Annotated in this window: 21 protein-coding genes and 2 pseudogenes; 11 read left to right on the forward strand and 12 right to left on the reverse strand. The window is 43.1% G+C overall.

What is annotated here, in order from left to right; translation table 11 throughout:
• Positions 1 to 92: 92 nt before the first annotated feature.
• The 3 genes from HEQ19_27170 (at position 93) to HEQ19_27180 (ending at position 2,419) form a co-directional block, all read left to right on the forward strand.
• Positions 93 to 491, forward strand: a complete 399-nt coding sequence (locus tag HEQ19_27170; protein ID WYM02608.1) for a transcriptional regulator — start codon at positions 93 to 95, stop codon at positions 489 to 491.
• Between the two features lie 409 nt (positions 492 to 900).
• Positions 901 to 1,575 carry a hypothetical protein gene (locus HEQ19_27175; GenBank protein ID WYM02609.1) on the forward strand — a complete coding sequence of 225 codons (675 nt, stop codon included), beginning with the start codon at positions 901 to 903 and terminating at the stop codon, positions 1,573 to 1,575.
• Between the two features lie 265 nt (positions 1,576 to 1,840).
• A complete protein-coding gene (locus HEQ19_27180) occupies positions 1,841 to 2,419 on the forward strand; it encodes a Uma2 family endonuclease (GenBank protein ID WYM02610.1) in 579 nt (192 codons plus the stop codon).
• A gap of 3 nt (positions 2,420 to 2,422) precedes the next feature.
• Here HEQ19_27180 and HEQ19_27185 read toward each other — a convergent pair whose 3' ends face one another.
• From HEQ19_27185 to HEQ19_27200, 4 genes are all read right to left on the reverse strand, one after another.
• Entirely contained in the window at positions 2,423 to 2,713 is a 291-nt protein-coding gene (locus HEQ19_27185; protein WYM02611.1) for a hypothetical protein, read from the reverse strand.
• Positions 2,713 to 3,012 carry a hypothetical protein gene (locus HEQ19_27190; protein ID WYM03652.2) on the reverse strand — a complete coding sequence of 100 codons (300 nt, stop codon included), beginning with the start codon at positions 3,010 to 3,012 and terminating at the stop codon, positions 2,713 to 2,715. Before HEQ19_27190 ends, HEQ19_27185 begins: the two co-directional genes overlap by 1 nt.
• 375 nt (positions 3,013 to 3,387) lie before the next feature.
• Positions 3,388 to 3,669, reverse strand: a complete 282-nt coding sequence (locus tag HEQ19_27195) for a type II toxin-antitoxin system RelE/ParE family toxin (protein WYM02612.1) — start codon at positions 3,667 to 3,669, stop codon at positions 3,388 to 3,390.
• Positions 3,656 to 3,925: a type II toxin-antitoxin system Phd/YefM family antitoxin gene (locus HEQ19_27200; GenBank protein WYM02613.1), complete on the reverse strand. Its 270-nt coding sequence runs from the start codon at positions 3,923 to 3,925 to the stop codon at positions 3,656 to 3,658. The genes HEQ19_27195 and HEQ19_27200 overlap by 14 nt, the downstream gene beginning before the upstream one ends.
• A 281-nt stretch (positions 3,926 to 4,206) precedes the next feature.
• Between HEQ19_27200 and HEQ19_27205 the strand changes: the two genes are divergently transcribed.
• A complete protein-coding gene (locus tag HEQ19_27205) occupies positions 4,207 to 4,833 on the forward strand; it encodes a type I restriction endonuclease subunit R (protein WYM02614.1) in 627 nt (208 codons plus the stop codon).
• 218 nt (positions 4,834 to 5,051) lie between these two features.
• Here the strand turns inward: HEQ19_27205 and HEQ19_27210 are convergent, their stop codons facing one another.
• The 3 genes and pseudogenes from HEQ19_27210 to HEQ19_27220 all read right to left on the reverse strand — a co-directional run bounded on the left by HEQ19_27210 (position 5,052) and on the right by HEQ19_27220 (position 7,054).
• On the reverse strand, positions 5,052 to 5,186 hold the full coding sequence (locus HEQ19_27210; protein WYM03653.2) for a WD40 repeat domain-containing protein: 135 nt from the start codon (positions 5,184 to 5,186) through the stop codon (positions 5,052 to 5,054).
• A pseudogene (locus tag HEQ19_27215) lies at positions 5,171 to 5,446 on the reverse strand (4-Cys prefix domain-containing protein). The gene HEQ19_27210 and the pseudogene HEQ19_27215 overlap by 16 nt, the downstream one beginning before the upstream one ends.
• 174 nt (positions 5,447 to 5,620) lie before the next feature.
• A complete protein-coding gene (locus HEQ19_27220) occupies positions 5,621 to 7,054 on the reverse strand; it encodes a BCD family MFS transporter (GenBank protein WYM02615.1) in 1,434 nt (477 codons plus the stop codon).
• A 362-nt stretch (positions 7,055 to 7,416) separates the two neighbouring features.
• Between HEQ19_27220 and HEQ19_27225 the strand changes: the two genes are divergently transcribed.
• Positions 7,417 to 8,274, forward strand: a complete 858-nt coding sequence (locus tag HEQ19_27225; GenBank protein WYM02616.1) for an Rpn family recombination-promoting nuclease/putative transposase — start codon at positions 7,417 to 7,419, stop codon at positions 8,272 to 8,274.
• A 160-nt stretch (positions 8,275 to 8,434) separates the two neighbouring features.
• Positions 8,435 to 9,316 carry an Rpn family recombination-promoting nuclease/putative transposase gene (locus HEQ19_27230; GenBank protein ID WYM02617.1) on the forward strand — a complete coding sequence of 294 codons (882 nt, stop codon included), beginning with the start codon at positions 8,435 to 8,437 and terminating at the stop codon, positions 9,314 to 9,316.
• A 125-nt stretch (positions 9,317 to 9,441) separates the two neighbouring features.
• On the opposite strand, the gene HEQ19_27235 is transcribed toward HEQ19_27230, so the two are convergent.
• Positions 9,442 to 10,458 carry a tetratricopeptide repeat protein gene (locus HEQ19_27235; GenBank protein ID WYM02618.1) on the reverse strand — a complete coding sequence of 339 codons (1,017 nt, stop codon included), beginning with the start codon at positions 10,456 to 10,458 and terminating at the stop codon, positions 9,442 to 9,444.
• 366 nt (positions 10,459 to 10,824) lie between these two features.
• Between HEQ19_27235 and HEQ19_27240 the strand changes: the two are divergent.
• Together HEQ19_27240 and HEQ19_27245 are read left to right on the forward strand one after the other, a co-directional pair.
• Positions 10,825 to 11,085 (forward strand): annotated as a pseudogene (locus tag HEQ19_27240) (hypothetical protein).
• A 121-nt stretch (positions 11,086 to 11,206) separates the two neighbouring features.
• A complete protein-coding gene (locus HEQ19_27245) occupies positions 11,207 to 12,154 on the forward strand; it encodes an aldo/keto reductase (GenBank protein ID WYM02619.1) in 948 nt (315 codons plus the stop codon).
• 15 nt (positions 12,155 to 12,169) lie between these two features.
• Here the strand turns inward: HEQ19_27245 and HEQ19_27250 are convergent, their stop codons facing one another.
• The 4 genes from HEQ19_27250 to rimO form a co-directional block, all read right to left on the reverse strand.
• Complete coding sequence (locus HEQ19_27250; GenBank protein ID WYM02620.1) at positions 12,170 to 12,439, reverse strand: hypothetical protein; 270 nt, start codon at positions 12,437 to 12,439, stop codon at positions 12,170 to 12,172.
• A 235-nt stretch (positions 12,440 to 12,674) separates the two neighbouring features.
• On the reverse strand, positions 12,675 to 13,235 hold the full coding sequence (locus tag HEQ19_27255) for a Uma2 family endonuclease (GenBank protein WYM02621.1): 561 nt from the start codon (positions 13,233 to 13,235) through the stop codon (positions 12,675 to 12,677).
• 242 nt (positions 13,236 to 13,477) lie between these two features.
• Complete coding sequence (locus tag HEQ19_27260) at positions 13,478 to 14,977, reverse strand: DEAD/DEAH box helicase (GenBank protein ID WYM02622.1); 1,500 nt, start codon at positions 14,975 to 14,977, stop codon at positions 13,478 to 13,480.
• A 37-nt stretch (positions 14,978 to 15,014) separates the two neighbouring features.
• On the reverse strand, positions 15,015 to 16,376 hold the full coding sequence (rimO, locus tag HEQ19_27265) for a 30S ribosomal protein S12 methylthiotransferase RimO (GenBank protein ID WYM03654.1): 1,362 nt from the start codon (positions 16,374 to 16,376) through the stop codon (positions 15,015 to 15,017).
• 657 nt (positions 16,377 to 17,033) lie between these two features.
• Here rimO and HEQ19_27270 point away from each other — a divergent pair.
• The 3 genes from HEQ19_27270 (at position 17,034) to HEQ19_27280 (ending at position 19,271) form a co-directional block, all read left to right on the forward strand.
• Positions 17,034 to 17,882, forward strand: a complete 849-nt coding sequence (locus HEQ19_27270) for a BtpA/SgcQ family protein (protein ID WYM03655.1) — start codon at positions 17,034 to 17,036, stop codon at positions 17,880 to 17,882.
• A gap of 158 nt (positions 17,883 to 18,040) precedes the next feature.
• Positions 18,041 to 19,030 (forward strand): vitamin K epoxide reductase family protein, encoded by a 990-nt coding sequence (locus HEQ19_27275; protein ID WYM03656.1) that lies wholly within the window; start codon positions 18,041 to 18,043, stop codon positions 19,028 to 19,030.
• A 70-nt stretch (positions 19,031 to 19,100) separates the two neighbouring features.
• Positions 19,101 to 19,271 carry a hypothetical protein gene (locus HEQ19_27280; GenBank protein ID WYM02623.1) on the forward strand — a complete coding sequence of 57 codons (171 nt, stop codon included), beginning with the start codon at positions 19,101 to 19,103 and terminating at the stop codon, positions 19,269 to 19,271.
• Positions 19,272 to 19,606: the final 335 nt, after the last annotated feature.

Genomic DNA, 19,606 nt, shown 5'->3' on the forward strand with positions numbered 1-19,606 from the left:
GTTCTGCGGCTTCAAATATCTTAACTAATTCCCGCTCCTCGTCCCGCACTGAATTGCCTACCTTATATCTTGCACTTTTTTAATATGGAAAAATGACCAGTACTTTTAATCCTGAATCTTACGGTAAACTGCTAGCCGAATATAAACCAAAAACAATTACTAACGCCCAAGAAAACGAACAAGCGATCGCACTCGCCCAAAACTTAGAGCATCGCCCCAATCGTACACCAGAAGAGGATATGCTTTTGGAACTGTTGGTGACATTAATCGAAAAATTTGAAGAAAGTAATTACCCAATCCCTCAAGGTACGCCCCATTTAATGCTAATGCATCTAATGGATGCACGGGATATGACAATCGAAGCATTAGCTGAGGTAATTGGCTCATTGGAAGATGTGCGAGAAATTATTAATGGCTTACGCCCCATCAACAAATCTGAAGTAGAAGCACTTGCAAACTATTTTCACGTAGATGCTAGCTTATTTACCTAGCTTGACTTTTATTTTAGCTTGTAAACCATTCAAAAAATCAAGAACAGTTCCTAGACCATCAAGCCTCGCCATTAGCAAGCTGCTCCAATACAGATGTAAAAGCTTCTGTAGCAACCATTTTTGTTTGAAAAAATATAAGTATCCGTAGTTAGGGCTATGCCCACCTTATCCTGCTTATGGTGGGATCGACAGTAATTAAACAAAAATTAATTTTAGTAAACTTTTTATTTTTATTTCATTGGAGTAATTTCAATAAATCAAGTTTTAATTAAAAAGCTAAAGTTTACAAATAACAAAAATAGCACAAGCTTATTATGGTTACGTAGCTAACAAGTAGTTATTTGCCATATTTGCAAATAACGTAAAATTTATGAGATTGTAATCCACCAACAAATAGAGGGATCTACCTGTGTTAAACAAACTAGCTTTCGTTGCTGTTATGGGTTTATTGACGATAACAGTTGCATCCCCGTCCCAAGCGCAAGACTTCTCCGAGCAATTGGAATTAGGAACTGTCTATATTAATAAGACAGTGGATGCAGGTCTATTTGTATACCCGGCTCAGGCAAAGAAAGCCTTGACTTGGACGAGTAAACATGCGCCCGTCGTATCTGGCGGAAAAACTTACATTTTTGTTGGAACTGATTATATATCAAATGGATACATTGGTGATACAAATGTAACTGAAGCCAGATCACTCCTTTGCATTCGTAAATCACCAGACCTGACAATCAATCCAATTCCATCTTATGCTTACACCATCATTAGCCCTGGTGGTGCATCTACCAACACTTGGTCTGGTGGACAAGTCTTCGCTATTCCTAACGTTGTCGGTACATCTTTGGTATCGCAAGCATATGCAGATAACCTATGCCAGACAGAAGGTCTACGTGCTTATAATTTATCTGGGTTCAGAATGGCAGAGTTTCATGATGGGACTGGTGCATGGCCAGGATGGAATTTTTGGGCGCAAGCTGCTTCGCAATTTAATGGTTTGAGTCCGCATCCAGCTGATAATCTCACTCCCATTGCCAATATGCGCTATTGGGTGAGGATTAACGATCAAAATGCAAATCCTTGGTAGTTATAATTTGAAAACTTGACTCTTCTGTGCTGAGTAGAAGCAAAATGTTCTAAGGGAAAATATCAGGGCTATTTAATTCCAGTTTTTATGGCTGGTTTATTGAAAGCACTGGTAAACTCCACCTACAAGGGGGTGGAGTTTTTTATGCTGCAGCTACGCCCGTGATAGACATCGCTAAAAATCAGACCCAAATATTTCGCCCAAAAGTGTGAAAATGGATATAGGTTTGTAGCCCAGTCCGCGAACAAAAACGGGAGATACTCCTATGACAGCACTGACATTAAACCTCAATTCTGTAATTAAACTGACAAAAGACCAGTTTTATCAATTGTGTGCAGAAAATCCAGATTTAAAATTAGAACGCAATGCCCAAGGAGAATTAATTATAATGCCACCAACAGGAGGAGAAACAGGAAAAAGTAATTCTACTATTAACGCTCAAATATGGTTCTGGAACGACCAAAATCAATTGGGCGAAGTTTTTGATTCATCAACTGGATTTACGTTACCTTCAGGGGCTGACCGTTCTCCTGATGTTTCTTGGGTAGAAAAATCTCGTTGGGATGCTTTGACTAAAGAACAAAAAGAAAAATTTATTCCCCTATGTCCCGATTTTGTTATCGAGATAATGTCACCTAATGACAGCTTGAAAAAAACTCAGATGAAGATGCAAGAGTATATCGAAAATGGTTGTCGTCTAGGTTGGTTGCTCAACCGAAAAAAACAGGAAGTAGAAATTTATCGTCCCGGAAAAGATGTGGAACTTTTAAAATTACCTCAAACTATTTCCGGGGAAAATGTTTTACCCGGTTTTGTACTAAATATGCAAAAAATTTGGGGATAAATATTAAGGATGAGGCGTAATTGCCAAGATTGTTATCACTCCTTGATCTGGACCGTAGTACCAAAACACTCTAAATGCGGCTGGTGTTTTATTCTCTACGTATGCTTCAAATACTTCTTCCCCATTTGGACCACATAAATCATCAAATTTATGAGTTTGCAAACCGGGATGACGCAGATTATTTTCCATCAAAGCCAGCGTTTTGGCTACTTTCCGATACTTTTTGGGGTCAGTTTGCTCTAAATTGTTCAATGCATCCCTGGCTTCAGTCGAATATTGCAGATGAAATTGCATTAATCATCAATCTCCAGATCTGCGTATTGAGCAAATGAACCTAAATCATGAACTTCTCCCCTCGCGGCTTGTTCAATACCACGTAGTACCATTCCCAGCGCTTCTGGATTTTGCCACAACCAGCGCTGTTCTTCTGGAATCTTTTCTATGTCCACAGGGTCTAATAGAATCTGTCCAGCATCGTTTGTGAGAACTCGGTAAACTTTTGCCTTGGCTACTTCTGGTAATGTTAAGTTTCCTTCTTCTGTAGTTAAGATAGCTTCTTTTACTACATGAAAGTTTTGATTGGTAATTATCATAATTTGATGGTGAAAAATCTACATTTTACTATTATAACTCAATAGGGTTCAGTTAAAGCCAAAAACCTTGATACAATTTTTCTTAACTGAACCGTATTGCTATAGGACTACTATTTGATTTTTGAACAAAATTAGGTATCGTAGGGTGCGTTAGGATGAAATCCGTAACGCACCAAATCCTTGATGATGGTGCCGTAATCTCCGCGCTAACGCACCCTACGTATCTACGTATCTGAATTCCCGACTGCGAATCAAATCGTAGCGACTGTCTCAAAAGTCAAGCGATCATTTGTATCTGAGAAAGAGTAGTAGACAGGCTTAATCGAACCGTATTGAACCACTTTGTGTCTACACAAAGCTACGCAACTAATAAATTTATCCCAATAAACGCTTTAATCTTTTGTATACATCATCATCATTGCGTTTACCAACTAAAATCACTTCTACTAAATCTTGCTCAGGAAAGTACCTGTAAATAATTCGATATTCACCACTATCAACTCGATAGAAACCCTGATAACCAGATAGCTGCTCACTATCAGCTGGTAAAGGTTCAACATTCAAAGCCAAAACCTTTTTTGCAATCTGTGCTGCTATTTTAGGTTGTAAACCATTCAGAAAATCAAGAACAGTTCCTAGACCATCAAGCCTCGCCATTAGCAAACTGCTCCAATGCAGAGGTAAAAGCTTCTGTACCAACCATTTGCGACTGACTCAAAGCAGCTTCCGCCGCTTGACCAAAAAGCATGTCTTCTAATTCTTGCAGCCGATTAATTAATTTTTGATAGCTTTCTGCTGAGATAATTACATGACTAGGCCGTGATTGCTTGGTTAATAGCACCGGCTCAATAGCAGCCTTGTCAAAAACCTCACCGTGTTTGTTACGAGCATCTGTGAGAGTGTAGGTCTGCATAATAATTTTGACTATTTTGGACATTTTGACTATATTTTAACATGAAGGATGAGGAGTAATTGCTAAGATTGTTATCACTCCTTGACCAGGACTGTAGTACCAAAACATTCTAAATGCGGCTGGTGTTTTATTCTCTACGTATGCTTCAAATACTTCTTCCCCATTTGGACCAAATAAATCAATACGCTTGGTGTTAGAGCCAAAAACCTTAACCTACAATTTTTCTTAACTGAACCGTATTGCTTATAATACGTATATATTCATAATTGACGAAGGTAATTATGGTGCAAACAATCCCAGCGCGGGATATCAGCCTTTATGAACTAGAAGAAAAATTTGGTTTGCAATTGGTTACAAATGCTGATTTTTTCACAGAATGGACAAATGATTTACCATCGTTGAATGATGCAGAAAATTTATCGCTCGAACGAGTTAAAAGCAACTATTTAAATTTAAGTCAACGTCGTCCAATGTCAGAAGAAGCAGTGAAGATGGTAGTGCTATCTCCACTGCTAGATTTAGCAGGTTTTTATCAGCCACCTTTTGAAATTGAAACTGAAAAATCTACTGAGATTTCTGCTGTAGATGAAAGCATAATAGTCAAAGGTAATATTGATGTTTTAGTAATTCAAAAACGTTTTTGGGTACTAGTTATTGAATCTAAAAGCACTAAATTTGATGTCTTAACCGCATTACCTCAAGCACTTGCTTATATGCTTGATACTCCCAATATTGAACAACCAACGTTTGGATTACTTGTCAACGGTAGAGAGTTTGTTTTTGTCAAGCTAGTTCAGCAAGAAAAGCCAAAATATGCTCGTTCTTATGCGTTATCAATTGAACGAGATGCAGAATTTCAACAGGTACTAAGTGTATTAAAACGCATTGGTCAATTAATTTTGTTGTAGTCAGCACCTACAGATATAGCGGTTCTCGTTTGAGTCCAATACACTCGTGGGGGCACGGCAATGCCGTGCCCCTACATGCGAGATATAATTTTGTATTGCATCCAACTGAGAAGCGCTATAATATTCCTCCGGAATTTGTTGGGTTTGCGGTGAGCCTCAACCCAACCTACAATTATTCTTAACTGCGATCCGCTAACACCAAGCAGATTGTACTGCAACTACGGCATCCGCCAAATTTTGATAGTCCCGTCCCTACTCCCACTCACCAAAGTCTGACCATCTGGGCTGATGGCGACGGAACCAACCGCGTCGGAATGACCAGTGAGGGTAGATTTCAACTCTCCTGTTTGCAAGTTCCAGATTCTGTAGCCTTTTGCAGTGCGCCTGTTCCCTGTACCTGTGGCGCAAACTGCTTAATAACGCATTTTTGATTCAATTTGTCAATATCTTCAGCCAGATAAGTTTTGCCAAATCCCCCACCGCCTAAATATTTTATCGGGCGATAGTGGTTTCTGAGTATTACCAGTGGAACACCGCAGTTAACACAAAATTTTGTGCCATCAGGAGATTGGGGATTGTAGCAAGCGGGATTTAGACAGCAGATATGGGTCATAACTCTGCTTTGAGTGGCTTATGTCTTGATTATCACTTGCTTGCTCAGAATTATATGTCAAGTTAATTACTATTGATGAATAAAAATTACATAATTATACAGTGGCGATCGCCGCACAATCAGGGAATGGAGAATAGGGAATAGAGAAATCCCAATACCCCATATCCCATGACCTCAATCTAAATCGCTTGACAACACAGAAGTGATCGCCTGTTTAGTATTCGTTTGAAATTCCGTCACATTGACCCGATTCAGGAACCAAATCGATACAATCATCCCCACGGCTTCTAGGAGAAATACCAGCCCATAGGCTAACTCCAAACTGGGTAGTAGCTTACGACCTATATCTAAGACAGCACCACCGATAACTACTGCTACTCCCCTAGACATAGACTGAGCTAATCCCCAAGCCCCAATAAATGTCCCTGCGGCTTCTGCTGCAGTTAAATCTAACATTAAGCTAACTGCGGCTGTAGTTAAGAAACCAGCAGCTAAACCAAACATAACTAAACCCACTTTCAACAGCACTGGATTAGCAGAGAATCCCGATAAACCCAATAATATGGAACAGAATGCCACCAATACACAGCCTAGGCGTGCAGTTCTGCGTTTACCCAAGCGTGGTACAATCAAAAAGCCAGTGACGCCGTAAGCAATCAGCAAGCCAGTACCATAAAAAACATTCAATTTGGTACTTTCCGCTAAAGGCATTTTAAATACCTGCCCTGCATAGGGTTCCATAATTGGGTCTTGCATAAACAAGCACAGAGTCATCACCAATAAAAAGGTGAAAAACAAACCTGTTTGCCGACTAGCGGTTAAGATTTTCCAAGCTTTACCCAAGCTAATGCTGTCATCTCGGTTAACCAAGGAAGAACGACTGGTATATCGAGAATATTTTTTCTCGACGCCCAAAGTGGCGATGATTGCCAAGCCAAACACAATTGCTGGGACAATCATAAACAGTTGGTTAACTGCAGCTTGCAAACTGGCTGTAGTCGCTTCTGGTGTTAATTGTTTCAGCAACCCCGAACTAATAATCGCCCCAACAATAATCCCCACCATCAGCATTGACCAAACCACACCAACAACTTTGGAACGGTTGTCTTCTTCCGATATATCCACTAACAACGCCGCAAAAGCAGTACCACTAGCACAAAGTGCGAGACCGTAAACAGCAAAAACCAAAGCTAAAACCGCAGTCCAGCCAATTGTTGCGGGAGTCCAAGCCCAACCACCAGCAAGATTTGCAGCAAAATTTAACTGCCACATTACTTGTACAGCTAAAAACGCCGCGATCGCAAATATTGCTGCTCCTACCCAGACATAAGCTGTACGATGATAGCCCCACATCGGCTTGGCGTCGGATATCTGACCAAACCAGATCCGCGAAGGAGACACAAACGCCGGTAGTGCTAGAACTAATGACACCAACGTCGCCGGAATTGCTATTTCCTGAATCATGACTCTGTTTAATACCCCCAGAGTCAAGATAGACATCATGCTCAACCCCATTTGAAACAAGCCTAGCTGGAACATGGTCAGCAGATTGACCTTTGGTACAGCGATAGAGTTTATTCGGGAATTAAATGCATCACCGCTTGCCATAGCTAATTTTTTTCTCTGGAATCTTAGTCTCTCATTAACTAACGATAAACCGAAATCAGCGACTGACAGCGACAAATTGCGAGCAAACCGCCCTGGTTTAAGTTTCGTCTTTGAGCTTCGCGAGTGTCAACGGCTCATTCACTGAGTTCAAACAGTACATCCGTAGGGGCACGGCAGTGCCGTGCCCCTACCCCCACGATATAATGTTGTACCCCATCTTAATGGGAAGCGTTGTCATGGATTAAAAGTTCATATTCCCCTCAACGCTAAAAAAACCTCGGTTCAAGTAGGCATCAACCAAGTTAGGATTAGTTAAACGAGCCAGTAAAAAGTGGATAACGAGAGAATTTTAGGATATTTTCGTGAAACGAGACTCGATTTATTATCAAATTTTTAAACGCTTTCCAGGGTTACTGTTTCAACTGGTTGATCACCCACCACAACAAGCACAAAACTATCGATTTGAATCAGTCGAGGTAAAAGAAACCGCGTTTCGCATCGATGGTGTATTTTTACCGCCAAAGGATGCAACATCCAGAGTAATCTATTTTGCGGAAGTTCAATTCCAAAAAGATGAAGGACTGTATCATCGATTCTTTACCGAGGCGATGATGTACCTGAACCGGAATCGCTCTGGGTATGATGACTGGTTTTGTGTGGTAATTTTTCCCTCCCGTTCCTTGGAACCAAGCGATCGCAAAACTCATCGAATATATCTCAACAGCAACCAAGTACAGCGAATCTATCTCGACGAACTAGGTGAACCTAACCAGCAGCCAATAGGTATCAACTTGATGCAGTTGACTGTAGTATCTGATGAGGTAATGGCGCAGCAAGCTCGACTATTAATTGAGCGGGTACAATTAGAGTCAACGGACACACTGCTGAAAACCGAAATCCTAGACATCATCACCACAATCGCCGTTTATAAATTTTCGTCGTTGAGTAGAGAGGAAGTTGAAGCCATGCTAGGACTAACTTTAGAGCAAACCAGGGTTTATCAGGACGCGAAAGCCGAGGGTCGAGAACAAGGGCTAGAACAAGGTCGAGAACAAGGTCGAGAACAAGGTCGAGAACAAGGTCGAGAAGAACAGAAAGCTGAAATGTTGAAACTTACCGTACCTTTGTTACTCAAAACAGGGATGACCATAGAGCAGATTGCTCAACAGCTTAAGGTTGATGTAGAAGCAGTCCAACTCGCCGCACAGCAAAGCACATAGAATCGACCAGCAATTTTCCAGCAAATATACCATGCATCCGGGGCACAGCATTGCTGTGCCCCTACGAATATCTGAAAATTGCTCTGATGTCTGTTGTCAGATTCTGGCAAAATAACTAGTGGAGTTCATTCATTTGACCAGAGAATTTTAGGATATTTTCGTGAAACGAGACTCGATTTATTATCAAATTTTTAAACGCTTTCCAGGGTTACTGTTTCAACTGGTTGATCACCCACCACAACAAGCACAAAACTATCGATTTGAATCAGTCGAGGTAAAAGAAACCGCGTTTCGCATCGATGGTGTATTTTTACCGCCAAAGGATGCAACATCCAGAGTAATCTATTTTGCGGAAGTTCAATTCCAAAAAGATGAAGGACTGTATCATCGATTCTTTACCGAGGCGATGATGTACCTGAACCGGAATCGCTCTGGGTATGATGACTGGTTTTGTGTGGTAATTTTTCCCTCCCGTTCCTTGGAACCAAGCGATCGCAAAACTCATCGAATATATCTCAACAGCAACCAAGTACAGCGAATTTATCTCGACGAGTTAGGCGAAGCTAACCAGCAGCCAATAGGTATCAACTTGATGCAGTTGACTGTAGCATCTGATGAGGTAATGGCGCAGCAAGCCCGTCTATTAATTGAACGGGTACAATTAGAGTCAACGGACACACTGCTGAAAACCGAAATCCTAGACATCATCACCACAATCGCCGTTTATAAATTTTCGTCGTTGAGTAGAGAGGAAGTTGAAGCCATGCTAGGACTAACTTTAGAGCAAACCAGGGTTTATCAGGACGCGAAAGCCGAGGGGCTAGAACAAGGGCTAGAACAAGGTCGAGAACAAGGGCTAGAACAAGGTCGAGAACAAGGTCGAGAACAAGGTCGAGAACAAGGTCGAGAAGAACGGGAAGCTGAAATGTTGAAACTTACCGTACCTTTGTTACTCAAAACAGGGATGACCATAGAGCAGATTGCTCTACAGCTTAAGGTTGATGTAGAAGCAGTCCAGCAAGCTGCACAGCAAAGTACATAGAATCGACCAGCAATTTTCCAGCCAATATACCATGCATCCGGGGCACAGCATTGCTGTGCCCTTACGAATATCTGAAAATTGCTCTGATGTCTGTTGTCAGATTTGTGCAAAATAACTACTGAAGTTCATTTGAGCTTTGTCAGCATTGCGAGTGCATCCTGGTAATCTTGTGTTTTTCCTTCTTGCTTAAATAGATTAGCCGCTGTTTGCAAATCAGCGATCGCTCCTTGCTTATCTCCCGACAGATAACGAGCAACTCCCTGATTTAAGTAAGCATCAGCATCATTGGGGTTGATCTGTAGAACTTTGTTAGAATCCGCAATTACGCCTCGATAATCTTCCCGCCCACCGAGATTCAGTTTTGAGGAGGTTAAGGCAGAGTTATAATGAATTTGCAGAGCTTGGTTAAAATCTTCAATTGCTCCTTTATCATCTCCTAGACGAGCGCGACTACCACCTCGCAATAAGTAGGTTTTGCTAGAGTCAGAATCAATCCGCAGAGCTTGGTTAAAATCTTCAATTGCTCCTTTATCATCTCCTAGACGAGCGCGGGCATGACCTCGGTTTTTATAAGCTGATGCATATTGGGAATCAATCTGCAAGGCTTGGTTAAAATCTTCAATTGCTCCTTTAGGGTCTCCGAACTCAGAGCGAGCAATGCCCCTATTATGGTAAGCACCACGTTCTTTAGGATTAATCTTCAGAGCTTGGTTGCAATCCTCAATTGCCCCCTTATAGTCTCCCAAGTGAGAGCGGGCAGAACACCGATTTATATAGACAACAACATCTTGGGAATCAATCTTCAGAGCTTGGTTATAATCCTCAATCGCCCCTTTATAATCTCCCAACTGAACGCGGGCAAAAGCGCGGTTATTGTAGGCTATTGCTGATTTAGGATCAATCCGCAGGGCTTGAGTGAAATCCTCAATTGCTCCCTTATAATCTCCTGACAACAAGCGGAAAGAACCCTGATTGATGTAGGGATTTACTTTATTTGAGTGGGTACCTGAGATGTCTATTACAATTGATGCTAAAACTGTAGACTCTACAGCGCCTGCTGGTTTACCTGATAACAAAATTGGAGTGCAAGCAATTAAAGATAACGCAGAAATTGTGGCTACAAATTTAGAAAACTGTCTCATAATACCCTCTGAATAAATCTTGAATTTTGATTTCTCTATTTACTTATCAGTAGGGTGAAAGCGATTTTATGAAAAATTTTTTTGAGAAACCGGGGTCGTGAGTTTGTGCTTAATTAAATTTTATTAATCTCGCCCGAAAGAATTACAATTTGTGTAGTGGCTTAAAGGCTCATTCACCGAGTTCAAAGCCTCATTCATCGAGTTCAAACAGTACACCCTCCGGGGCACGGCACTGCCGTGCCCCTAGCCCCACGATATAATGTTGTACCCCATCTTAATGGGAAGCGTTGTCATGGATTAAAAGCTCATATTCCCCTCAACGCTAAAAAACCTCGGTTCAAGTAGGCATCAACCAAGTTAGGATTCGTTTATAAATTTTCTTCGTTGAGTAGAGAGGAAGTTGAAGCCATGCTAGGACTAACTTTAGAGCAAACCAGGGTTTATCAGGACGCGAAAGCCGAGGGGCTAGAACAAGGGCTAGAACAAGGTCGAGAAGAACGGGAAGCTGAAATGTTGAAACTTACCGTACCTTTGTTACTCAAAACAGGGATGACCATAGAGCAGATTGCTCAACAGCTTAAGGTTGATGTAGAAGCAGTCCAACTCGCCGCACAGCAAAGCACATAGAATCGACCAGCAATTTTCCAGCAAATATACCATGCATCCGGGGCACAGCATTGCTGTGCCCCTACGAATATCTGTACACTATAAAAGTAAAGAAATGTAAACAAATTTAACTTTAACAAACGTGACAACTATTACATTGGGACAAAATGGTCCAGCAGTTACACCTCTTTGCATTGGTACTTGGGCTTGGGGTGATAAACTGTTTTGGAATTATGGCGATGGCTACGGTCAAGAAGATTTACGAGCAGCCTTTACAGCCGCTTTAGAGGCTGGTGTTACTTTCTTTGACACAGCGGAAGTTTATGGACTGGGAAAGAGTGAGGAACTTTTGGGGCAATTTTTGCAACAGACGCAGCAACCAGTGCAAATTGCTACCAAGTATTGGGGTTGGCCTTGGCGATTTACAGGTCAAGCTGTAGCTGATGCTTTAACAGATAGCCTCAAACGCTTACAATTAGAGCGCATTGAACTGTATCAAGTCCATTGGCCTTTCACATTCTTGTTAAGTCAAGAAACGCTGTTGAATACCCTAGCGGATGAGGTGAAACGGGGTAGAATTGCTGCAGTTGGTGTCAGTAATTACTCGGCAGCGCAAATGCGAGAGGTACAGAAAATATTGGCCGCCCGTGGTGTTCCTTTGGCGGTGAATCAGGTACGCTACTCTTTGCTAACTCGCCAAATTGAAAGCAATGGTATTTTCCAAACAGCCCGTGAATTAGGCGTGACCATCTTAGCCTATAGTCCTTTGGCTCAGGGATTACTCACAGGTAAATACACCACCGATGGTAAACAAACACCTAGTGGTGCTAGAAGAATAGACCCACGATTTAGTAAAGATGGGCTGCAAAAAATTGAGCCTGTGATATCTTTGCTACGACAATTTGGAGATAAATACGAACGTACTCCAGCCCAAGTTGCTCTTAACTGGTTAATTGCTCAGGGGAATGTGATTCCCATTGCTGGGGTAAAAACAGCCCAACAAGTGCGACAAAATGCAGGCGCTTTGGGCTGGAGATTGAGTGATGATGAGGTTAGCAAGTTAGAACAAGTTAGCCGTCCGTTTACGTGAACTACTCAGACTTGCCTACGGCTGAAGTCTGTAGCTCTCCCAATTCATCAGGAATAGCCTCAAAAACTCCGCAGTTCTCTTGGTCTGACATTCCCTCCAAGGGCAGGAGTCCTGATTCCCAAGACCCAAATCTTCTTCTTGCGACATATACCTATTAGCTTGGTTTTCGCTTATGGCATTGATGGTCAAGACAGTAAATATATTAGCAGAAAATCCTAGGGATTCGTCATCCATCCAGAATTTGTTTTTACCTGGTAAAAAATCAATTCCAGATGTAATCCTCATCCCCCACTCCCTATCCCCACCGAACTCACGAGTTGAGGGTGGGGACTTCCGCGATTCGTTAACGCACCGCCACGTAACATGGTGCGTTAGGCTAAAGCTGTAACGCACCCTACTTACAGCGTTTTTCAGGTAAATAGACCACGCGGTAGGGGCGCAAGGCCTTGCGCCCCTACGAGTATCTGTGGTTCAAAGAAATGAAAATTGCTGTAAGATTTATTTTAAAATAGTCTTCACATTACTCAAACACAGGAGGCCAAAGTTCGGATACTGTCAGTTCCCAGCCTGGTAGTAAATCGGGTAATGTCAGTTTGTCGTTATCTTGCAGGATTATTGGTTCTTGATTAAGTCGATAAACTGTTAAAGTTAATTTATCCGGGTCTATAATAATACCAACTGTAGAGCCAAGCTGTAGAAATAGTTCAATTTTTTCTATTAGTGGTTTGAGGCGATCGCTTTTAGATCTAATTTCTACCATCAAGTCAGGTACTAGTTCCACAAAGTCCCGCTGACTTTTTTTGAGTCTATCCGCACGAACAAAAGACACATCAGGAGCGCGAAGATTTCTTTTTCCGGTTTCCGGTTCTAAGCTAGGTAAAATGAACCCAGCGCTGGAACCAGTGACTCTGCCTAATTTGCGTGGACGTACCCAATTGGCGAGCTGACGCGCCAACTCTACACCTATTTCTTCAGAAACAAAATCTGACGGACCCATAACAAGTATATTCCCATCTACCAATTCCATCTGCCATTCTGGATGCTCTGTTTGAAGATGCTCTAAGTCTGTGATGGTGAACATAACAATACCAAGAATGTATCTTTATCGATTTTCCCACAAATATTGAATTTGTAGTGTGCGTCAGTAAACGAGGCTACCGATATGGTTGCCATAATTGAGGTATGACTGACACACCCTACAGAACTGCTAGATTAAATTTGTAGTGTGCGTCAGTAAACGAATCCACCGATATGGTTGCCATAATTGAGGTATGACTGACACACCCTACAGAACTCCTAATTCCTAACTCGTAACTAATTAACTTAACCTAGCTTGTGTGAAGACTCACGATGGCTTGTTTTCAGTTTGGGCTTAGGGCTACCACGTCTTTCGTCGTCGCCATTGTTACTGTCGGATTTGCCCCCCCAGGAGCGGGTACGTTCACCACCAGAGTCGCGACGCTTCATTAGTTTGGGTTTGGGGGTGGGGAGGTTTTCTTCTTGGGGAATGTCAATTTCGGCACTTAGCCAAGCGGGACGGGTTTGATCGTAAGCGATTTGTAATGCAGCAGCGGCGATCGCCTGCGGATCATATTTTTCAATCAGTTCGCTGATTATCGGCAAAAATGAAGCTAGGCGTTCGCCTGTTAAAGCTTCTCTTACCTGTTCTTGCAGTTTCTGAATGTGTCGCGCCTCAATTTGTGCCCTTGTGGGAATTGTCAGTAATTGCCAGTTTTGGCGATTATGGCGTTCAAATGTCTGCTGTTTACGGCGTTCAAAGGGCTGCACTAGGGAGATTGCGGTGCCTTCTTTACCAGCGCGACCAGTCCGACCAATTCGGTGAACGTAGGTTTCAACGCTATCGGGTAGGTCGTAGTTGATTACATGAGACAGTTGATCGACATCTAACCCCCGTGCGGCTATATCAGTTGCTACCACCCAGCGCACCTGACGATTGCGGAATCGGCTCAATAAGCGCTCTCTGGCTTGTTGGGATAAGTCACCGTGGTATTCATCTACACTGTGTCCAGCGGATTGTAATTGGTTGGTGAGTTCGGCGGCTGTGCGTCTGGTGCGGACGAAGATTAAAGCTGTTTCTGGGTCTTCCATTTCCAGAATTGGCTGTAAAGCTTTAGCTTTTGTCCAGTGACGGGGAATCAAGTAAGCTACTTGATTGATTTTATTGGGTGCGGCTTTCGGCTGTTCGACGGTGACTGTCACAGGCGATCGCAAAAATTTATTCACCAATTGGCGAATCGATGGCGGCATTGTGGCCGAGAATAAAGCTGTTTGACGGTCGTTAGGTGCTTGCGACAGGATTTTAATCACATCGTCGATAAAGCCCATGCTCAACATTTCATCGGCTTCATCTAACACAAACCATTTGACTTGATCAAGCTTCAAACAGCCCCGATCTAGTAAGTCAATCACCCGTCCTGGCGTACCCACAACCATGTGAACGCCGCGTTTGAGTTGCATAATTTGGCGGTCAATTGATTGACCACCATAGATTGCTAACACCCGTAATCCTTCGTCACCAATAAATTGGGCGATAGCGTCGTGAACTTGCATTGCTAATTCACGAGTTGGGGTTAAAACTAGGGCTTGTACTGCCTTTTGATTAATATCCAGGCGCTCTAGAATCGGTAATGAAAATGCTGCTGTTTTACCTGTTCCCGTTTGTGATTGACCAACAACATCACGACCCGCCAGCAGTTGGGGGATTGCTTGCACTTGTATGTTAGTGGGTGTGGTAAAGCCGATTTTTTCTAGTTGATCAGCGCGTTCTGGGGAAATACCTAGTTCTTGAAACAAAAGATTCATCAAGTCTCCTCGATTTTATTTATTTTGGATTTTTGGATTAGTTATTGACAATTTGACCATAAAGGTCGTATGTATCAGCGTCTTGGATGGCTACTGGCACGATTGTGCCTAACTTCGCCTCTCTACCAGACGCTTCTCTACCAGATGCTTCGCCAACGTGAACCCCGACGACATAGACCTGTCCATCGATTTCGGGAGCAAATCTCCCTGAACGACCGATTAATTTTCCTGTTTCAGGATTTTCTTGCTCAATCAGGACATCCACAATTTTGCCGATTTCCTGTTGATTCTTTTGCCATGCAATCGGTTGTTGGAGTTCCATTAGTCGGTGTCGCCGCTCATCCTTCACTAATTGGGGCAACTGATTTGGTAACTTATAGGCAGGGGTTTCCTCTTCTGGTGAAAAGGTGAAGACACCAACATGGTCAAATTCATGACGCTGGACGAACTGTAGTAGATGCTCAAAATGCTCTTCTGTTTCTCCAGGGAAGCCAACAATAAATGTTGTTCGCAGCACCGCTGATGGTAGCGCGGTTTTGATGCGCTCTATAATCCCATCATTTACCCGTCCTTGCCAGGGACGGTTCATCGCCCGGAGAATCTCTGTGTGAGAATGTTGTAAGGGCAAATCTAAGTAGGGTAAGACGTTAGGTGTTTCTTGAATCGCCGCTATGACATCTGGTGTCAGTCCGGTGGGATAGGCATAATGCATTCTGATCCACGGGACATCTACTTTCCCCAAAGCCCGAAGTAATTCGGCTAACTTTGGCGTTCCGTAAATATCCAAACCGTAATTAGTGGTGATTTGCGAAATTAGGATAATTTCTTTTACCCCTTGACTAGCTAACTGTTCGGCCTCAGCCACGATGGATTCAATAGTACGCGATCGTTGGTTTCCTCGTAGATAAGGAATAATACAAAACGCACATCGATAATCACATCCTTCGGCCACTCGCAGGTAAGCTATGCCCTCAGTTGTAGTGCGGTAGCGCGGTGTAGTTTCGTTGGCAATGTAGGTTGGTTCGGCACTAATCTGCTTGACCCGCTCTCCTGCTTCTACCCGCTCAATTACATTTACAATTTTGTGATAATCTCCTGTACCTACCACGGCCACTGCTTCTGGCAACTCCTCCAATAACTGCTCTTGGAAGTGCTGCGCCATACAGCCAGTGATCACGATTTTTTTATTTGCCTCTGCCAACTCTACCAAAGTTTTGACAGATTCTTCTCTTGCGGCTTCAATAAAACTACAAGTATTGACAATTACGTAATCTGCTAACTCTTCATTCGTATCTACGCCGTACCCTGCTTCTACCAGCAGTCCTAACATATGTTCTGTATCAATGCGATTTTTCTCGCAGCCCAGGTGAGAAATGGCAATTGTTGGCTTGTCACCCATATTTTCAAAAAATCTTCGGTTTTTTCTCTTTGGCAAACATTAAATGTGCTTGCTTGGCTCTTTTGTGATTAGCACCCTTATCCAGACAGTCATCACGTGATAGATTACCACTGCTAGCAACCGTCCCAAAACTCATAACCTTAATCAATTTCAGGTCATGCTATGATATCTTTATTAATTTCCCAGGGTTAAATGAAGTGTCTTTGGGTACATTTGACACTTTTTATGTTTTTTTAACAATTCGCCTGTTGGTATTTTACATTACCGCAGCGTGTCTTTTGTTAATTTACCCATCGGGAAGCCGCCCAAAGGGCTGGTTGTGAGAAGTCGCTACCCTCAGGGAAATCGCACTTGCGACTACGCCTAATCAAGCAGTAATGCTACCCAGGCAATCAGGCTTGGTTTACGACGATGCGTAAGTGACACGCCTAAAATCTGGGAAGATGCCTCGCGTCTTGTGAGTGGCAAACTCCTCTTATTGTAGCCAAGTTTTATCTTAACATATCTTATGGGAGGTTTTACGCTAATTTCCACCTTAGGGGGGAGGTAAAAAAACAACCCATACAAAACAACCTTGACTAGTATAGTCAAAAGTCAAGGGTCAAGGAAGTAGGCAAGAGGCAAGAGACTGTTGGCTCCCTGCAGCGGATGAAAGAAGTGGAATTATATCAGTTATTTAAAACTCGAACACCAGTTATTGGAGTGGTTCACCTACTCCCACTCCCTACCTCGCCCCGTTGGGGAGGTAGCCTCAAAGCAGTGATAGACCGCGCCGAACAAGAAGCAACAGCCTTGGCAAGTGGAGGGGTTGACGGCATTATTGTAGAGAATTTTTTTGACGCGCCGTTTACAAAAAACCAAGTCGATCCAGCAGTTGTGAGTGCCATGACTGTGGTAGTGCAACGAATACAGAATCTGGTCACGTTGCCGATTGGCTTAAATGTATTGCGGAATGACGGCAAAAGTGCAATGGCGATCGCCAGTTGTGTAGGGGCACAATTCATCCGCGTCAACGTCCTCACAGGAGTGATGGCTACAGACCAAGGATTAATTGAGGGAGAAGCCTATCAATTACTTCGTTATCGACGGGAGTTAGGCTGTGATGTCAAAATCTTTGCCGATGTGTTGGTTAAACACGCCCGTCCTTTAAGTTCGCCAAATCTCACGGTCGCCGTCAAAGACACCATCGAGCGGGGTTTAGCAGACGCGGTAATCTTGTCAGGTTGGGCTACTGGTAGTCCTCCTAACCAAGAAGATTTAGAACTGGCCTGTGGTGCGGCCAATGGCACGCCCGTGTTCATTGGTAGTGGAGCAAATTGGGAAAATGTTGGTACACTTATGCAGGCAGCAGATGGTGTAATTGTTTCCAGTTCCCTCAAACGCCACGGTCGGATCGAGCAACCAATTGACCCCATTCGCGTTAGTCAATTTGTCGAAGCCGCACGTCGCACTTGGAACTCTAAGGGTGAAACTAAATCAATTTCTTCGATGAGTGTACATTCTTAATGGGGAATGGGGAATGGGGACTAGGGACTAGGAAATCCTTGTTATCCCCAATCCCGAATCCCCAATCCCGAATCCCCAATCCCCAATCCCCAATCCCCAATCCCCAATCCCGAATCCCCAATCCCCAATCCCCAATCCCCAATCCCCAATTGCAGTTTATGATTCGCCGCCGTTCTACTCCTACTCCTTGGATTCATAAATGGTCGCGTCCGTTGATAGGCGCGATCGCCTCTTTTGGTGCCTTGACAACAGGTTATCTGACCTACGAAAAGTTAACGGGCGGTAGTGCAGCTTGTGTCGCACAGGCTGGCGCTAGGGGCTGTAATGATGTACTTTCCAGTCCTTGGGCAACGATTTTTGGTCAGCCATTAGCTTTGTTTGGGTTTTTAGCCTACACAAGTATACTGATATTTGCTGTAGCCCCTTTGGCATTGAAACTAGAGGACAATAATCAGCGCAAACAGCTGGAAACTGGAACTAGGTGGTTGCTGTTGGTAGGGGCGATCGCTATGTCGATCTTCAGCAGCTACTTGATGTATTTGCTGGCGTTCCAAATCAAAGCTTTATGTCCTTACTGTATTGCCTCGGCTTTATTTTCCCTGAGTCTGTTGGTATTGACAATTGTCGGTCATGAATGGGAAGATCTGGGGCAAATTTTCTTTACCGCGATTATTGTGGGGATGATTACCCTGATTGGCACATTAGCCATTTTTGCCAATGTGAATGCTGGCTCGACGGGGGAATCAAATTCTGGCAAACCAGTGCAAATTAGCTTTACTCCCAAGGTAGAGCCTAACCCAGCATTTGGTTGGGAAGTCACCACCACTTCTGGTGAAGCGGAAATAGCCCTCGCAAATCATCTGGTCAAAATTGGCGCTAAGGAATATTCTGCTTATTGGTGTCCTCACTGTCACGAACAAAAGCTGATATTTGGTAAAGAAGCTGCCGAGATAATTAACAAGAATGTTAAGGTAGAATGCGCTCCTGATGGACTCAAGGCTCAACCAGAACTGTGTAAGGCAGCGAAAATACAAGGCTTCCCGACTTGGATTATCAATGGTAAAAGTTATGGTGGAGTCCAAAACCTAGAAGAACTGGCGAAAGTTTCTGGCTATACAGGTTCTCGGAACTTCAAATATTTCAAATAAAAAATAATTCCGACTTTCTTGTGCGGTGGGCGTTTAGCCCGCTCTGATTAATGGGTGGGACAGACGCCATTTGTATCAACTTCAGTTCCAACGCTTGCCCCACAAACATTTTACTCCACCCCTTAATCCCCGGACTGCTAGCAGTCCGGGGAAGTTTTGTCTAGATATAGCAGGGGACTGGGGACACAACGACCGCTCAGTGCATCGCTGGGGACTGGGTTACAAGTCTGATTGTGTCTAGGTTTTATCATCAGTTAATGTCCTAAGCACTTTGGCGGTTGCTATAAAATGAAGCGATACCCTTGCTTTACTGACAAAAACAGAGTTTAGAGTCTAATTTTCTTTCCAACTATTGACCCTTGACGCTTAAATCTGTACACAATATTTATACTTAACTTGTGTGAATACGCATTCAAGTCCTAGTTGCTATGTGATTTGATCATCATTGGTGATCATCAGAGGTCAAGGCAAATATTGAAAATTGCTCAACTCTCTTACTTACCCCTAATCGCTATGCGGTTAATTAATCTTCAAAATTCCCTCGCCTTTCACTCCCTGCTGACTTCGTGGCTAGAG

The organism is Gloeotrichia echinulata CP02 (assembly GCA_038087035.1).
Classification (GTDB): Bacteria; Cyanobacteriota; Cyanobacteriia; order Cyanobacteriales; family Nostocaceae; genus Gloeotrichia; species Gloeotrichia echinulata.

Bases quoted from the DNA above. Each gene is read 5' to 3' on its own strand.
- HEQ19_27170 (WYM02608.1), top strand. From the start codon at position 93: ATGACCAGTACTTTTAATCCTGAATCTTACGGTAAACTGCTAGCCGAA.
- HEQ19_27180 (WYM02610.1), top strand. From the start codon at position 1,841: ATGACAGCACTGACATTAAACCTCAATTCTGTAATTAAACTGACAAAA.
- HEQ19_27185 (WYM02611.1), bottom strand. From the start codon at position 2,713: ATGCAATTTCATCTGCAATATTCGACTGAAGCCAGGGATGCATTGAAC.
- HEQ19_27190 (WYM03652.2), bottom strand. From the start codon at position 3,012: ATGATAATTACCAATCAAAACTTTCATGTAGTAAAAGAAGCTATCTTA.
- HEQ19_27195 (WYM02612.1), bottom strand. From the start codon at position 3,669: ATGGCGAGGCTTGATGGTCTAGGAACTGTTCTTGATTTTCTGAATGGT.
- HEQ19_27200 (WYM02613.1), bottom strand. From the start codon at position 3,925: ATGCAGACCTACACTCTCACAGATGCTCGTAACAAACACGGTGAGGTT.
- HEQ19_27205 (WYM02614.1), top strand. From the start codon at position 4,207: ATGGTGCAAACAATCCCAGCGCGGGATATCAGCCTTTATGAACTAGAA.
- HEQ19_27220 (WYM02615.1), bottom strand. From the start codon at position 7,054: ATGGCAAGCGGTGATGCATTTAATTCCCGAATAAACTCTATCGCTGTA.
- HEQ19_27235 (WYM02618.1), bottom strand. From the start codon at position 10,458: ATGAGACAGTTTTCTAAATTTGTAGCCACAATTTCTGCGTTATCTTTA.
- HEQ19_27250 (WYM02620.1), bottom strand. From the start codon at position 12,439: ATGAGGATTACATCTGGAATTGATTTTTTACCAGGTAAAAACAAATTC.
- HEQ19_27255 (WYM02621.1), bottom strand. From the start codon at position 13,235: ATGTTCACCATCACAGACTTAGAGCATCTTCAAACAGAGCATCCAGAA.
- HEQ19_27260 (WYM02622.1), bottom strand. From the start codon at position 14,977: ATGAATCTTTTGTTTCAAGAACTAGGTATTTCCCCAGAACGCGCTGAT.
- rimO (WYM03654.1), bottom strand. From the start codon at position 16,376: ATGGGTGACAAGCCAACAATTGCCATTTCTCACCTGGGCTGCGAGAAA.
- HEQ19_27275 (WYM03656.1), top strand. From the start codon at position 18,041: ATGATTCGCCGCCGTTCTACTCCTACTCCTTGGATTCATAAATGGTCG.